General features: G+C 67.3%; 11 protein-coding genes and 1 pseudogene. 3 read left to right on the top strand and 9 right to left on the bottom strand.

Annotated elements, in window-relative coordinates:
* Positions 1 to 10: 10 nt before the first annotated feature.
* The 9 genes from BOX37_RS20240 to BOX37_RS20280 all read right to left on the bottom strand — a co-directional run bounded on the left by BOX37_RS20240 (position 11) and on the right by BOX37_RS20280 (position 10817).
* A complete protein-coding gene (locus tag BOX37_RS20240; protein ID WP_071929037.1) occupies positions 11 to 979 on the bottom strand; it encodes a TAXI family TRAP transporter solute-binding subunit in 969 nt (322 codons plus the stop codon).
* Positions 976 to 1809: a fumarylacetoacetate hydrolase family protein gene (locus BOX37_RS20245; RefSeq protein WP_071929038.1), complete on the bottom strand. Its 834-nt coding sequence runs from the start codon at positions 1807 to 1809 to the stop codon at positions 976 to 978. The genes BOX37_RS20240 and BOX37_RS20245 overlap by 4 nt, the downstream gene beginning before the upstream one ends.
* Before the next feature lies 1 nt (position 1810).
* Positions 1811 to 2740 (bottom strand): VOC family protein, encoded by a 930-nt coding sequence (locus BOX37_RS20250; protein WP_167659968.1) that lies wholly within the window; start codon positions 2738 to 2740, stop codon positions 1811 to 1813.
* Positions 2733 to 4331, bottom strand: coding sequence for a bifunctional 3-(3-hydroxy-phenyl)propionate/3-hydroxycinnamic acid hydroxylase (locus BOX37_RS20255; protein WP_071929039.1), 1599 nt, complete (start codon positions 4329 to 4331; stop codon positions 2733 to 2735). Before BOX37_RS20255 ends, BOX37_RS20250 begins: the two co-directional genes overlap by 8 nt.
* A gap of 520 nt (positions 4332 to 4851) precedes the next feature.
* Positions 4852 to 5778 (bottom strand): VOC family protein, encoded by a 927-nt coding sequence (locus BOX37_RS20260; RefSeq protein ID WP_071929040.1) that lies wholly within the window; start codon positions 5776 to 5778, stop codon positions 4852 to 4854.
* A gap of 8 nt (positions 5779 to 5786) precedes the next feature.
* Positions 5787 to 6659 carry a fumarylacetoacetate hydrolase family protein gene (locus BOX37_RS20265; protein ID WP_071929041.1) on the bottom strand — a complete coding sequence of 291 codons (873 nt, stop codon included), beginning with the start codon at positions 6657 to 6659 and terminating at the stop codon, positions 5787 to 5789.
* A 31-nt stretch (positions 6660 to 6690) separates the two neighbouring features.
* A complete protein-coding gene (gene mhpA, locus BOX37_RS20270) occupies positions 6691 to 8280 on the bottom strand; it encodes a bifunctional 3-(3-hydroxy-phenyl)propionate/3-hydroxycinnamic acid hydroxylase MhpA (protein ID WP_071929042.1) in 1590 nt (529 codons plus the stop codon).
* Between the two features lie 21 nt (positions 8281 to 8301).
* Positions 8302 to 9732: an aldehyde dehydrogenase family protein gene (locus BOX37_RS20275; RefSeq protein WP_071929043.1), complete on the bottom strand. Its 1431-nt coding sequence runs from the start codon at positions 9730 to 9732 to the stop codon at positions 8302 to 8304.
* Complete coding sequence (locus BOX37_RS20280; protein WP_071931697.1) at positions 9729 to 10817, bottom strand: NAD(P)-dependent alcohol dehydrogenase; 1089 nt, start codon at positions 10815 to 10817, stop codon at positions 9729 to 9731. The genes BOX37_RS20275 and BOX37_RS20280 overlap by 4 nt, the downstream gene beginning before the upstream one ends.
* Positions 10818 to 10919: 102 nt before the next feature.
* Here BOX37_RS20280 and BOX37_RS20285 point away from each other — a divergent pair, with 102 nt between their 5' ends.
* From BOX37_RS20285 to BOX37_RS34145, 3 genes and pseudogenes are all read left to right on the top strand, one after another.
* On the top strand, positions 10920 to 11384 hold the full coding sequence (locus tag BOX37_RS20285; RefSeq protein WP_156910467.1) for a MarR family winged helix-turn-helix transcriptional regulator: 465 nt from the start codon (positions 10920 to 10922) through the stop codon (positions 11382 to 11384).
* A gap of 52 nt (positions 11385 to 11436) precedes the next feature.
* Complete coding sequence (locus BOX37_RS20290) at positions 11437 to 12225, top strand: IclR family transcriptional regulator (protein WP_071929044.1); 789 nt, start codon at positions 11437 to 11439, stop codon at positions 12223 to 12225.
* Between the two features lie 518 nt (positions 12226 to 12743).
* Positions 12744 to 12842 (top strand): annotated as a pseudogene (locus BOX37_RS34145) (cytochrome P450); the annotation flags it as partial.
* Position 12843 lies beyond the last annotated feature (1 nt).

Here is a 12843-nt window from a genome sequence, read left to right on the forward strand (position 1 = left end):
CTTTGTCTCGTCAGGAAACGAATTCGGCAGGCAGTGCCTGGTAGTAGGCCGCCGCGCCGGGGTGCAGCGGAATCGGGGTGATGCCCATGGTCGGCGGGTCGAGCGGGTAGGTGACCGGACTGCGTTCGGGCGGCAGGTGCTGATATTGGGCCTCCAGGAGGTGTCGGGTTTCCCCGAGAATCCAGGCGACGGCATAGGCCAGGTCCTCGGCCATGTCCGCGCGGGCCACGACCAGGAAATCGGAGAAGTCCAGCGTCTGGAACGCGCTGCGGCCGGGAAAGAATTCGTCGGCGACCGTGGCGGCGGGCCACCCGAAGTCCCGGTCGAAGGAGGCGAGCACCTCGGGTTCGACTTCGAGGAAGCGGTAGTCGCCGCCGAACTGCTGCCAGTGCGGCAGCATGACGGCCTCGTGCACGATGGCGTTGGCGCGGCCGGCGAGGACGTGGTCGAGCGACTCGAAGGGGCGTTCGTCGCCGAGGAACTGGCCACCCCAGCCCTCGACATCGACGCCTGATCGTGCGAGCAATTCGTGCGCGGCCAGGCCGACGGCATTGACCCCGTCGTCGACCGAAGTCGCCACCCGCAGTACCGGTTTCAGCTCGCGCAGCTCGGCGAACGTGCTGACGCCGAGATCGGCGTGCACGGCGAAGACCAGTCGATCACGTTGGGGCACAACGCCGAGCGCGCGCAGATCGGGATAGCACTCGTCGCGGTAGGTGCCGCGGCCGTCGAGCGCGACCGCAGTGAACGCGGCGGGAGTGGTCAGTGCGATATCGACGTCACCGCGCCCCACCGCGCGCACGTTGTCGGAGAATCCGCGGCCGTTCCAGATGCCGACTCGCGTGTGTGGGCCTGCTCGGTCGGTGAGTTCCTGCGAGATCCAGCCACACACCCGGTGCAGATTGGCGGTGCCCCAATCACCTTGCAGTTGCAGTCGCAGCGATCGGGTGATCCGAGGTTCGGCGGGCCTGGTGCTCATGCGGGAACCACCTCGCTGCGCACCAGGTTGCGGACCACTCCAACGCCATCGATCTCGACACTGACCTGGTCACCGTCATGCAGGAACAGCTGCGGATCGCGGCGATAGCCGACGCCACCGGGGGTGCCGGTCAAGATGACGTCACCGGGGGCGAGGGTGGTGAAGGTCGAGATCTCGGCGATCAACCGGGGGATGGAGAAGATCAGCATCGACAGGTCCGATTCCTGGACCTTCTCGCCGTTGAGTACGGTGCGGATGCCCGCCGTCGACAGGTCGACCTCGGTCGGCGTCACCAGCGACGGGCCGAGCGGCGTACTCGCCTGCCAAGCCTTTCCCTGCATCCACTGGTGGGTCTTGTACTGGAAGTCGCGCATGGTGATGTCGTTGGCCGTGCTGTAGCCGAGAATGTGTTCGCCTGCGTCGGCTTCGGCGATGCGGCGGCCGGGCCTGCCGATGATGACGGCCAATTCACCTTCGTAGTCCACCTGAGTCGACTCCGACGGCAACACGATGTCGTCGTAGGCGCCGAGGAGACTGTCGGCGAATTTGGGGAACAGCACCGGATAGGTCGGCAGCTCGCGTTTGGTCTCGGTGACGTGCTCGCGATAGTTCAGCCCGACGCAGAACACCTTCGACGGGTTGGGCACCACCGGCAGCAGCCGCACCGCATCGATCTCGACGCGGCCACCGGTGTCACGCTCGGCCTCGGCCAGCGCTTCCACGGTGGTCTCGGGGCCGATCTCGGTGAGGCCGCGCAGCGGGACAAGCGCCGATCCCTGCACTTCGCCGACGCGCCGCGCGCCGCGATGTTCGTAGGTCATGTACGCCATGTCAGTGTCCTTCGCTGGTCTTGCGCCAGGAGGCGAGCTGGCCGCCCCACAGGTTCACGGAAGTGGGAATCGGCTTCCACCGACGCGGCACATAGGTCACGCGGTCGTCGTGGAACTTCTCCATCTCGGCGGACAGTTCGATGTGGTTGCCCGCCGGGTCGTCGAAGAAGACGAAAAGGTTGTTGCCCGGGCCGTGGCGACCGGGACCCCAGGTGACGTCGACGTTCTCGTCGGTCAGCCGGTCACACCAGGCCTTGAAGTCCTCCCATTCGGCCAGGTCGAAGGAGTAGTGGTCGATGTCGCCGCCCACTCCGACGTTGACCACGGCCAGGGTGTGGTGGTCGCGGTCGCTGCGCAGCCACGCGAATCGGCCGTCCTCGAGCTGATCGGAGATGCGGAATCCGACGGTGTCGACGAAGAACTCCACCATCGGCACCACGTCGTCGGTGGCCACGGTGATGTGCTGGTACTTGATCGGTCGGCGACCGGTGTCGGCGGCATTCTCGCCCTCGCGTGCCACGGCGGTGTGGAAGTGGACGGGTGTGCCGTGGGGGTCGGTGGTCACGATGCCGGCGGCGGTGCCGAGTCCGGCGTCGAGATGGGCCGGGTCCAGTGGCGAGACGGAGTGACCGGCGGCGGTCAGCCGTTTCGCGATGCCCTCGACACCGTCGAGGTCGCGGACTTCGAAACCGTAGTGGTGCAGCCCCTTCTCGCCTTCGAGGAGATCGATGACGTGATGCCCGGTGCCCCAGCCCAGGCGAAGTCCGCCCTCGGGCAGCTGCTCGTGCACCTGCAGTCCGAGCACCCGGCCGTAGAACGCGGCCGACGCCGCGACGTCGGGTACGCGGAATCCGATGTGGGACACGGTGGTACGGGTCAGGGTGCCTGCCGCCGCGCGTTCCTGCAAGACGATCCGCTGTGGTTTATCCATGGCTCAAAGCCCTTTCTGTCCAGGTCGAGATGGCGGTCACCGTGTCGGTGGTCCGGTCGGGGCACCAGGCGGCCGCGACCACCCGGTCCGGGCGGAGAAGCACGAATTGCCCGGCATAAGGTTCGAATTCGCGGGCGGCTGCCCCGTCGATGTCGATCAGGACCCGACGTCGAGTCCGTGGGAGGTACTCCCCCAGCGCGAGCAGCGCGGTGGTCGTTCCGAGTTGCCGGACGACCGGCTCGGCTGCCTCCCAAGCCTGCTCGTCGACATCGACGCCGATCAGCGCCCAATCCATACCGAGCACGTCGTCGAGCCGGGCGACGCGGTGGTGAGCGGTGTCGAAGACCAGTGGCTGCCCCAGCGCGACTCCGACACCGTGGTGTCGATCAGCATCGAGAACCAATCCTTCGGTGAAGCGCTGGGCCGGTCGGTACCGCATCTGCTCGAGGTAAGCGCGACCCTCCTCGGTGCCCAATGCTCGCTCGATCACTGCGTCGCGGCGCTCGGCCACTCGCGCCGAGGTGGTCATCACGACGCGCCCCAAGCGTTCCGACATCCGAACCGTGGCCTGCGCATGGGCGGCACGTTCACGCTGATAGCTGGTCAGCACCGACGGGGCGAGCCGGCCGGCGAGGACATCGGCGATCTTCCAGGTCAGGTTTGCCGCGTCCCGTATGCCGGAGTTGAGTCCCTGGCCGGCGAAGGGCGGCATCATGTGCGCCGCGTCGCCGAGCAGGAAGGTGCGCCCGACCATCCACTCGTCGGCGATGACCGCGTTGAACCGGTAATTCACCGCACGTTCGATCTGCGCCGGTGTCAGGTCACGGTAGGGCGCGACCAATGCGCGGATCAGCTCGAACGACGGCACCTGGCCGGGCGTGCCCTCACCGTCGAAGAGCCGGAATTCATACCGGCAGCGGCCGTCGAGCCCGGGCACGATGACATGCGGGCGGGCCGGATCGCCGTGATGCATGGCGAAGCGTTCGGTGTGCGGATCGTCGAGGGTGTCGGCGACCAACCACACATCGGGGTAACTACGTCCGGTCATCTCGATGCCCTGGCCGAGCCGGGTCACCGATCGACCTCCGTCGCAGCCGAGGACGTAGGCAGCGTCGAGGGCCACCGGACCGCTGTCGGTGTGCGCGTGGACTCGCACGGAGTCGGCCGATTGCCCGAACCCGGTCACTTCGACGCCGAACCGCAGTGAAGCATTCGGCATCTGCCCCAGCGCTTTGACCAGCACCCGCTCGAGATCGGGCTGCGCGAAGGGGTTCTTGAACGGATACCCCAGTCGGAACGGCTGCGGTCCACGCGCCTGGAACAGCGGCGCGCCGTGACGGTCGTAGTAGCGAGTGCCCGTGCCCGGCACCACGATCGGCAGTACTTCGTCGACGATGCCCGCGCGCTGATACACCCGCAGGGATTCGTCGTCGATACTGATGGCCTTGGGCTCGTCGCTGGTCGATTGATTCTGTTCGACCACGACCACGTCGACACCCCGCGCGGCGAGCAGGGCCGCGGCTGTGAGACCGACCGGCCCGGCACCGCAGATCACCACCTCGGTTTCGTCTGGCGACTTCACCGGCGCCATCACCTCACCTTCTCCCGCTGTCGGTACGAACTCGATAGCCCAACCCTGACATGGTGTCCTGCATTACAAAAGTGTCGTCCTATAAGACAGGACACTACTGGTGAGCGCCTGCATGCGCATGAGCGCGCTCACACCCAGAATATAACTCTGGTTCTATACCTATACTGCTAGAGTTAACTATTGTCCCGAATTCCCCTCGGCCACGAGCCGCCGCCGATGCCGGTGCTGAGCTACTTCGGCATCCCAAGAACTGGCTGATTCCCAGCGTCGTCCTGACCGCTGGTCTGCATCGTGGACCGGCCACAGCAGCCGGGCGAGGCGGTGGGCCGGCAGCGATTCGACTCCGTCGAAGCAGCCACCGCGGCGATTGCGGACAACGAACTGTTCGCGGCGATCGTCCTACCCGTGGACTACTCCGCCAAGCTCGGCTCACTGGGCCCGCAACGACCCGAGAGCGCGAGACCCACGTCGCCGAGCCCCCCTGCCGAAGGGCTCGGCGACGTGTATCAACCGGCGGATGTCACCCTCGGGTGGAGTGCGAGCCGGTCATCAGTGCGGCCAGGTCGTCGGGTTCCAGGAACGACGGCGGGGGCGGCGGCCCCCAGGCATACAGCCCCTGCAGGCCTTCCAGTACCGCGGGGCTCCAGAGCTCGTCTTCGGGCACCGTGTCCATATCGGAGTAGTACTCGGAGAAGTTGCCTGCGGGATCCTTGAGGTACCAGAAGAAGTTGGCGCCGGCGAAATGGCGACCCAGACCCCAGATGTGACGTTCGGGATGACCTTCGAGCATCGCCTGCGCACCCCGGCCGACCTCGTCGACGTCGTCGACCTGCCAGCTGGTGTGATGCATGAAATTGACCGGCGCGGCCAGCACCAGCACATTGTGGTGCTCGACCGAGCATCGCAAGAAGGCGGCCTTGTCGCCCATGTAGTCGCTGACCTGGAAACCCAAGCCCTCGACGAAAAAGCGCATGGTGGCGGCAAGGTCGGTACTGCCGAGCACCGCGTGTCCGAGCTTGCGTGGCCGGACCGGTTCGGTGCGCGACAGAAACGGTGCCCGGCCCCACCGGTCGATGCGGCCGGGGCCGTTGTACGGCGTCGGCGCTACGGCCGGCTCGGTGACGATGCGCGGTCGCACCAATACCCGCACCACGGTGCCGGTGACCGGTTCGACGGCACGCACAGACAGCGGATTGCTGTCGCTCGACACCCCGATCGCCGCCAGCCGGGCGGCCACCGAGGCGATGTCGTCGCTGTCGTCGGCGGCGACAGTGAGGTCGAGGAGCCTACGTAACGGTGCGTGCACCACCTGAAGTTGTTCACCGCCGTCGCGGGTGGCGAATCGCCCCTCACCGAGGTGATCGAGCCCGAAATCGGTGTAGTAGCTGATGGTTTCGGCCGGGTTGGGAACCCCGATGGTGACCTTGCCCAGTCCGTGCAGTGCCATGTCGGCCCCTACCGCGTCGCGACGAAGGTCTGCTGCAACGTGCCGATGCCTTCGATCCAGGAATCGAGACGTTCGCCGGGCCGCAGAAACCGTTTCGGCTCCCGGCCGACACCGACTCCGGCCGGGGTGCCGGTGAAGATCACGTCGCCGGGGAACAACGTGACCGTGCGCGACAGGGCGGCGATCAGGGACGGGACCGGGAAGATGAGGTCCCTGGTGCGGCTCTTCTGCACTTCTTCACCGTCGACGGAGCACCCGAGCTCGAGGTCGTCGGGATCGGCGAACTCATCCGGTGTCACCAACCACGGACCCTGCGGCGAGAACCCGGGAAAGGACTTGGCGAGCCCGAACTGTGGTGCGGGACCCCGTAATTGGGAGACGCGTTCCGAAATGTCCTGGCCGACGGTCAAGCCCGCTACCCCTGCCCATACCTGTGCAGCCTCGACGCACCGCAGTGTCTGCCCGATCACCACCACGAGTTCGACCTCCCAGTCCACATTTCCCGCTGCGGGGATGGTCACCGTGGTGTCGGGGCCGCTGAAACTGGAGACGTATTTGGTGAAGACCGGCGGAAGATGTTCGGGCGCATCGAATCCCGACTCCGCCGCATGGGCCCGGTAGTTCAGTCCGACCGCGAAGACCTGCCGCGGAACGGGCGAGGGTGCGCCCAGCTCGGAGCGGTCGAGGGCGACAGAGTGCCGCTCGACCTCGTCGGATGTCAGCTCGGCCGCCCATTCCCGCACTGTGCGCCACTCGGCGTACAGCTCGGCGAAGTCCCCACCGAATCGGCCCGCCGAAGCCGTGGCGATGTCGGTGGCACGCTCTTGTCCTGGCTCGCCGTGCACGATGGCCGCGCGGCCCCGCAGGTTCGCAATTCGCATGACAGTTGTTCTCCTCGGTGATGGGGGTGCGTCAGGAGACGCTGGTCGTCAGGCAGGCGAGATAGTCGGCCGCCAGGGTCGCGGCGCCGTCGATGGTCTCGGCCGTGCCGAACACGTAGTGGTCAGGCCTTATCAACACGGCGGCAAGGGAATTGGCAGTGAGCCATGCCGTCCAGGTTCCGTGGTGATCACGCAGGTCGGGGTGGCCGCTGTCAGCCAGCGACAGCGCCGACACCTCGGCCTCGGTCAGCGACGCGAGCAGCGACTCGTCGAGCAGGCCGACGGCCGGCCGTTGCGCGGCGAGGATCAGCAGCGCCCCGTACCCGGTGGCACCATCCAGCAGGACCGCGGCGCCGTCGACTTCGACGGGGAATTGCGGACTCATCGTCCCCGACAATTCCCCGCTCGCCCGCACCGCTCCGGACCCGAGCACGGGCCGGGCAGTGACGGGCAATACCACTGCGGGATCGGCGTTTCCGGCGATCATGCGCGCGTCGCGACGTGCCGCCTCGGCCGGATCGAGCACGCAGATCACCTTTCCCAGCTCCACCGACATCGCGACCGCGTGCTGCAGGTGCACGCTGCGTTCGCTGGTATAGGTGTCGAGCAGATCCGGCGACGACACCCCGCGCAGAACTCGATCCAGCTTCCAGGCCAGATTTGCCGCGTCGCGCAGGCCCGAACACATCCCTTGGCCGGCGAACGGTGGCATCTGATGGGCCGCGTCACCGGCGATCATCATCCGCCCGGCCCGCCAGTGGTCGGCCCAGCGGGCGGCGAAGGTGTAGATCGCGTGCCGTTCCAGTCGAGTATTCGCCGGGGTTCTCCCCCACGACGACAACAACTCCCAGGCCCGTTCGACGGTGCCGAGCTCGGCGGAGTCCTCTCCGGGTAGCCGCATGAATTCCCAGCGGCGCCGCCCCTGCCCACCGGACACGATCGTGGTCGGGCGGGCGGGATCGCACAGTTGCCAGTTCTGCGGCGACCAGACGATGTCGTCGGTCGGGATCGTGTCGACGATCAGCCAGTCGAAGAAGAAGCCCTGATCGTGCATCGTCGCGCCCATCCGTTTGCGCACGAGGCTGTTGGCTCCGTCGCAGCCGATGACATAGCGGGCGGTCATGGTCCGGTCGACGGTCGGTGCGGGCGCGGCATGCCCGGAGTCGACAACGGTGTCGGCCACGCCGACCACCACCTGGCCGAGCTGCTCGTCGACGGTGCGGACCTCGGTTCCCCGGATCAGCGTGACGTTGGGCATCGCCTCGACGGCGTCGGCCAACACCTGTTCGAGTTGGGGCTGCGAGAAGAAGTTGGCCGTGGGCCAGCCGTTGGGTCCGGTGCCCGACCAGTCGATGCGCAGCAGCGCCTCGCCGTCGGCGTTGCGCCATTCGTAATGGTCGGGAACCGGGTCCGAGATCGCTTGGATCTGTCGGGTCAGGTCCATCGATCCGAATACCCGGCCGATCTCGTCGTCGAAGTGCACGGCGCGTGGCAGCGGATACGGTTGCGGCCAGCGCTCTACGACGACCACATCATGGCCGCGTAGCCCCAACATGCGCGCGGTGGCCAGCCCGACCGGTCCCGCGCCGACGATCACCACGTCGTGATCTGGATTGCGCATTGTTCCTCGCTCGAATGGTTCTCAGTTGCCCTGGTGGACAAGGTGTTTGATTTCTTGGAACTCCTCGATCGCGCGGCGGCCGTTGAGCCTGCCCACACCGCTGTGCTTGAAGCCGCCTTCCTCCATCTGGTCGTGGACGACGCCCCAGGTATTGGTCCATACGGTGCCCGCGTCGATCCGGCGTCCGACCCGCAGGGGGCGGTCGACATCCCGCGTCCAGATCGAGGCGGCCAGCCCGTATTGGGTGGCGTTGGCTCGCTCGATCGCGTCGAGTTCGGTATCGAAGATCTCGAAAGTGGCTACGGGACCGAAGATCTCGTCTTGCACCACCGGCGATGTCACGTCGGCTACTTCGATCAGGGCGGGGCGAAGGAAGGCGCTCGCCCCGGTCGGCTCGACCAGTCCGCCACGGACCAGTACCTTCGCGTATTTGGCCGCCTCGCCGACCAGCCGGTCCACGCGCTCGGCTGCGGCCCGGTCGATCAGCGGACCCATGTCGGTCTCGGGATCGGTGCCGGGACCGACCTTCACCCGGGTCATCGCCTCGGCCATCAACTCACGCAGTTCGTCGGCGATGCCGCGCTGCGCCAGAATTCGGCTACCGGCCATACAGAATTGACCGCTGAAGGTGGTGATCGCGGCGGTCAGCGTCGGCACGACCGCGGCGAGGTCGGCGTCGTCGAAAACGATCATCGGCGACTTGCCACCGAGTTCGAGGGAGACCGGTTTGAGGCCGGGCGCCGCAGCCGCCATGATGGCACGCCCCACCACGGTGGAGCCGGTGTAGCTGATCACATCGGTGTTCGGGTCCGAAACCAGTACCGGCGCACCGGTATTGCCGGACTCGGTGAACGCGTTGACCACACCGGCAGGAAACGCCTCGGCGATGAGTTCGTAGACCAGCCCGTTGGTCAACGCGGTTTGCGCGGGCATCTTCATCGCCACGGTGCACCCCGCGGCCAGCGCGGGCGCGAACGAGCGCACCGCCAGGATGATCGGCGAATTCCACGGCACGATCACCGCGGCGACACCGATGGGCTGGGGCAGTGCCATCGAATACATCCCCGGCGCCAGCTGCGCGGCCCGACCGCTGTCGGTCAGGGCGAGGGCGGCGTTGTATCGCAGCTTGGGGATGGTGGCGTCGACCTCCATGGCGGCATCGGCGAGCTTCTTCCCGTTCTCCCGCGACAGCAGCTCGACGAGTTCGTCGCGGCGAAGCGTCATCGCGTCGGCGAGCGCGAACAGCGCCGTCGCCCGAGCGTGCCGGTCCTGCGACCACGTCGTGGTGTCGAATACCCGCCGGGCGGCGTCGATCGCCGCCCGGGCGGTGACCGCACCCGCGTCGGCGAAGGTGCCCAACACCAGGCCGGTGGCCGGGTCGAGGCTGGCGCCGACGGCGTGGCCGTCGCGCCATTGGCCGTCGATGAGGTTGCGGGCGTGTGGGAGTGTCATGGGGCCTCGAATCGGATGACGGGTTTGACGGTGATACCGGCACGCGTGTCGTCGACAGCGCGTTGCAGTTCGGTCGGTGGGTAGAAGCGCACGAGCCGATCCAGCGGCAGCCGTCCGCCGCGATACAGCTCGATCAGTGCCGGGATGAAGGTGATCCGATCGCTGCCGCCCTCGGTGACACCGAGCAGGGTCCGGCCGTCGATCATGGCGTTGACGTCGACAGCGACGCGGGTTCCCGCCGCGGGCGCGCCGACGATGGCGACAGTGCCGCCCGCCCGGATCTGTCCAAGTGCCCCCTCGAGCAAGCTCGCAACCCCGGTTGTCTCGATGATGAAGTCGAAGTCGCGTAGTTCACCCGCGTCCGTCGTGGTCGCGGTGGCGCCGAGCTCGCGCGCCAGGCCGAGCCGCGCGGGAATCCGGTCCACGGCCACGATCTCGCTCGCACCGCACAGCCGCGCGGCCATCACCGCCGACAGGCCGACCGCCCCGGCCCCGACTACAGCGACACGCGACCCCGGCTGCGGGCGAAGGAGATTGAGCACTGCGCCCGCACCCGTTTGAATGCCGCATCCGATCGGGGCGAGCACCGCCAGTTCGTCGTCGTCCTCGACGACCACCGGCACGACACTGTGCTGTGACGCCACCGCGTACTGCGCCAGCGACGACTGACCGAAGAACAATCCGCCGATCGGCTGCCCCGATCGATCCCGCAGCGGCGTTGTCCCATCAGGCCTACGGGCTCCGAAGTTGAGCGGAAAGTAGGTGGGGCACTGAGTGGGACGCCCGGTTCGGCAGCGAGCGCACGCGCCGCAGGATGCGAACGACAACACCACACGGTCACCGACCGCCGCGGTGGTGACACCAGCGCCCACTGCTTCGACCACACCGGCGCCTTCGTGTCCGAGAACGGCGGGCAGTGGCGTCGGCAACCGGCCTGCGAGGACCGAGAGATCGGTGTGGCAGACCCCGGCGGCGACCAGGCGGACCAGCACCTCGCCCGGGCCGGGGTCGTCGAGGATGACGTTCTCCCAGGAGAAGTTGTCCGCGGCCGCACGGGCCACCGCGGCGAGGGAATCGATCGGCATGACCGCCACGCTACGAGTGTGTCCTGTATTACAAAAGCACCATCCTGTAATACAGGACACACAGCAGCCCGAGAAGATCTATCACTAGAGCTAAACTGGGGCGTGCCTCCCACCGACCACGGCGACCTGCCGGCCGAGATCACCCGAACCAGCTGGACGCTACATCGAGCGCTCCGACAGAGTCAGGGAACGCCCCGTGGCGAGAATCCACGACCGCTGGCCCAGGTGGAGGTCCTCAAACTCGTCGACAGCCGCCCCGGCATCACCGTCCGCGAGATCGCCGAGGCACTGCGCATGCAGCCCAACAATGTCAGCACGCTGGTCTCGAACCTGACCAAAGACGGATTTCTCGACCGGCGCGCCGACCCGACCGACGGCCGGGTGATCCAACTCCATCCCACCGCCAAGATGCGCGCCGCGAGCACAGAACTCGCCGACCGCCTCGACGCCGGAGTTTCCGATGCGTTGGCGACGCTGAGCGAGCAGTCCCGCGCCCGCATCGCGGCGGCCCTGCCGGACCTGCGCGCGCTGGCCGAAGTACTCGGCGCACAGGATGATCCTATATAACAGCACATGCATCCTGCTTTACAGGACCCAAAACAGTGATTAGCGTGTGCGTATGACCGAACGGAACGCCGCGCCGAGCACCTACCGGGAACGCAATTCCACGGCCGATCGCGCCCTCGACATCCTGCTGCTGTTCTCCGCCGACAAGCCGGTATGGACCGGCACCGAGGTCGCCGCCGGGCTCGGTGTCGCCCGCTCGACCGGCTACCGCTACCTGCAGAGCCTGTCCAGCAACGGGTTCATCGAGGAAACTCCCGGCGGATTTCGCCTCGGGCCCAGGATCTTTCAACTCGCCCGCCTCGCTCGCGCCGGCCTCGGGCTGTCCGACGCCGCGTTGCCGGTGATGCGGGAGCTGGCCGCGCAGGTCGACGAAACAGTGCTGCTGACCCGCCGCTCCGGTCGCTCGGTGGTCTGCCTCGACCTCGTCGAAGCCCAGCACGCGGTGCGACTGTCCTACGAGCGCGGCCAGGTCCTGCCGATCAACGCGGGTGCGGCGGCCGAAGTCCTGCTGGCCTGGGCCGACCCCGACGAGGTCACCTCGGTGCTGGAACAGGCCCCGCTCGAACGTTTCACCGCCAAGACCCTCACCGATCCCGCAGCGCTACGCACGCGACTGTCCCGCATCCGCAAAGCCGGAATCGCGGTGTCGCAGGGCGAACTCGACCCCCACATCCTCGGCGTGGCCGCACCGGTACGAAATGCCGCGGGTTCGGTCTGCGCCGCGGTCAGCGTCGCCGCCCTCGCAGCCCGCGTGCCCCGCGGCCAACTCCGCGCGGTCGAGTCCGCGGTGAAAGACGCGGCAGCGGCTATCTCACGCCAGCTCGAACTTCGCGACTCCTGAAACATCAGGCCCCGCCTTCCCCACTGGGTGTTCCCCATGCTTCACGAGGTCGAACTGCTCGTCACCGAATACCGCCCAACCCGATCGTGGACTATGCCATGCGACACCGGGTCCGGCATCGGCGCCAGCCTTTCCGTGAAACTCGAACAGGTGCAGGACCATTCGCAGACCACGCTCCACAACAGCCTCTCCGGACCTTCACCACTCGGCGCCGATGTCGTCGTCCTGCGCGACGCGATCCAACTCGCGCTGGATCTGAGTCTTCGTCGACCTCGATCGCGGTGCCGAGGGACGTTGGTGGAGGCGGCGACCATCTTGGTGGTGATGTCCACCAGGGATGGCACCGACGCGATGGATCGGGTCGGGTGGGATGGCCGGGCATCGCGACCTTGGTACCGCGATAGGTCTCACCGGCGTTGAGCCACCACAGGTAGCCGTCGCCGCCATTGCCCTCGGTAGGCGTACTCGCCGGGCCGAGGTAATCGGCGTCGATCAACCGACGCCAGCCGAACGCGGTGTTCCGGCCCGGCCGCTTCCTCGACGGCAGCGTGGCGCCGAATACCCGGCTGCCGTTCGGTGGCGGGGCGCGCCGGTGCATCGGAGCGGGTTTCGCGCTGC

Source organism: Nocardia mangyaensis, assembly GCF_001886715.1.
GTDB lineage: Bacteria > Actinomycetota > Actinomycetes > Mycobacteriales > Mycobacteriaceae > Nocardia > Nocardia mangyaensis.

Bases quoted from the DNA above. Each gene is read 5' to 3' on its own strand.
- BOX37_RS20275 (WP_071929043.1), bottom strand. From the start codon at position 9,732: ATGACACTCCCACACGCCCGCAACCTCATCGACGGCCAATGGCGCGAC.
- BOX37_RS20255 (WP_071929039.1), bottom strand. From the start codon at position 4,331: ATGGCGCCGGTGAAGTCGCCAGACGAAACCGAGGTGGTGATCTGCGGT.
- BOX37_RS20245 (WP_071929038.1), bottom strand. From the start codon at position 1,809: ATGGCGTACATGACCTACGAACATCGCGGCGCGCGGCGCGTCGGCGAA.
- BOX37_RS20280 (WP_071931697.1), bottom strand. From the start codon at position 10,817: ATGCCGATCGATTCCCTCGCCGCGGTGGCCCGTGCGGCCGCGGACAAC.
- BOX37_RS20290 (WP_071929044.1), top strand. From the start codon at position 11,437: ATGACCGAACGGAACGCCGCGCCGAGCACCTACCGGGAACGCAATTCC.
- BOX37_RS20260 (WP_071929040.1), bottom strand. From the start codon at position 5,778: ATGGCACTGCACGGACTGGGCAAGGTCACCATCGGGGTTCCCAACCCG.
- BOX37_RS20250 (WP_167659968.1), bottom strand. From the start codon at position 2,740: ATGGATAAACCACAGCGGATCGTCTTGCAGGAACGCGCGGCGGCAGGC.
- mhpA (WP_071929042.1), bottom strand. From the start codon at position 8,280: ATGCGCAATCCAGATCACGACGTGGTGATCGTCGGCGCGGGACCGGTC.
- BOX37_RS20240 (WP_071929037.1), bottom strand. From the start codon at position 979: ATGAGCACCAGGCCCGCCGAACCTCGGATCACCCGATCGCTGCGACTG.
- BOX37_RS20265 (WP_071929041.1), bottom strand. From the start codon at position 6,659: ATGCGAATTGCGAACCTGCGGGGCCGCGCGGCCATCGTGCACGGCGAG.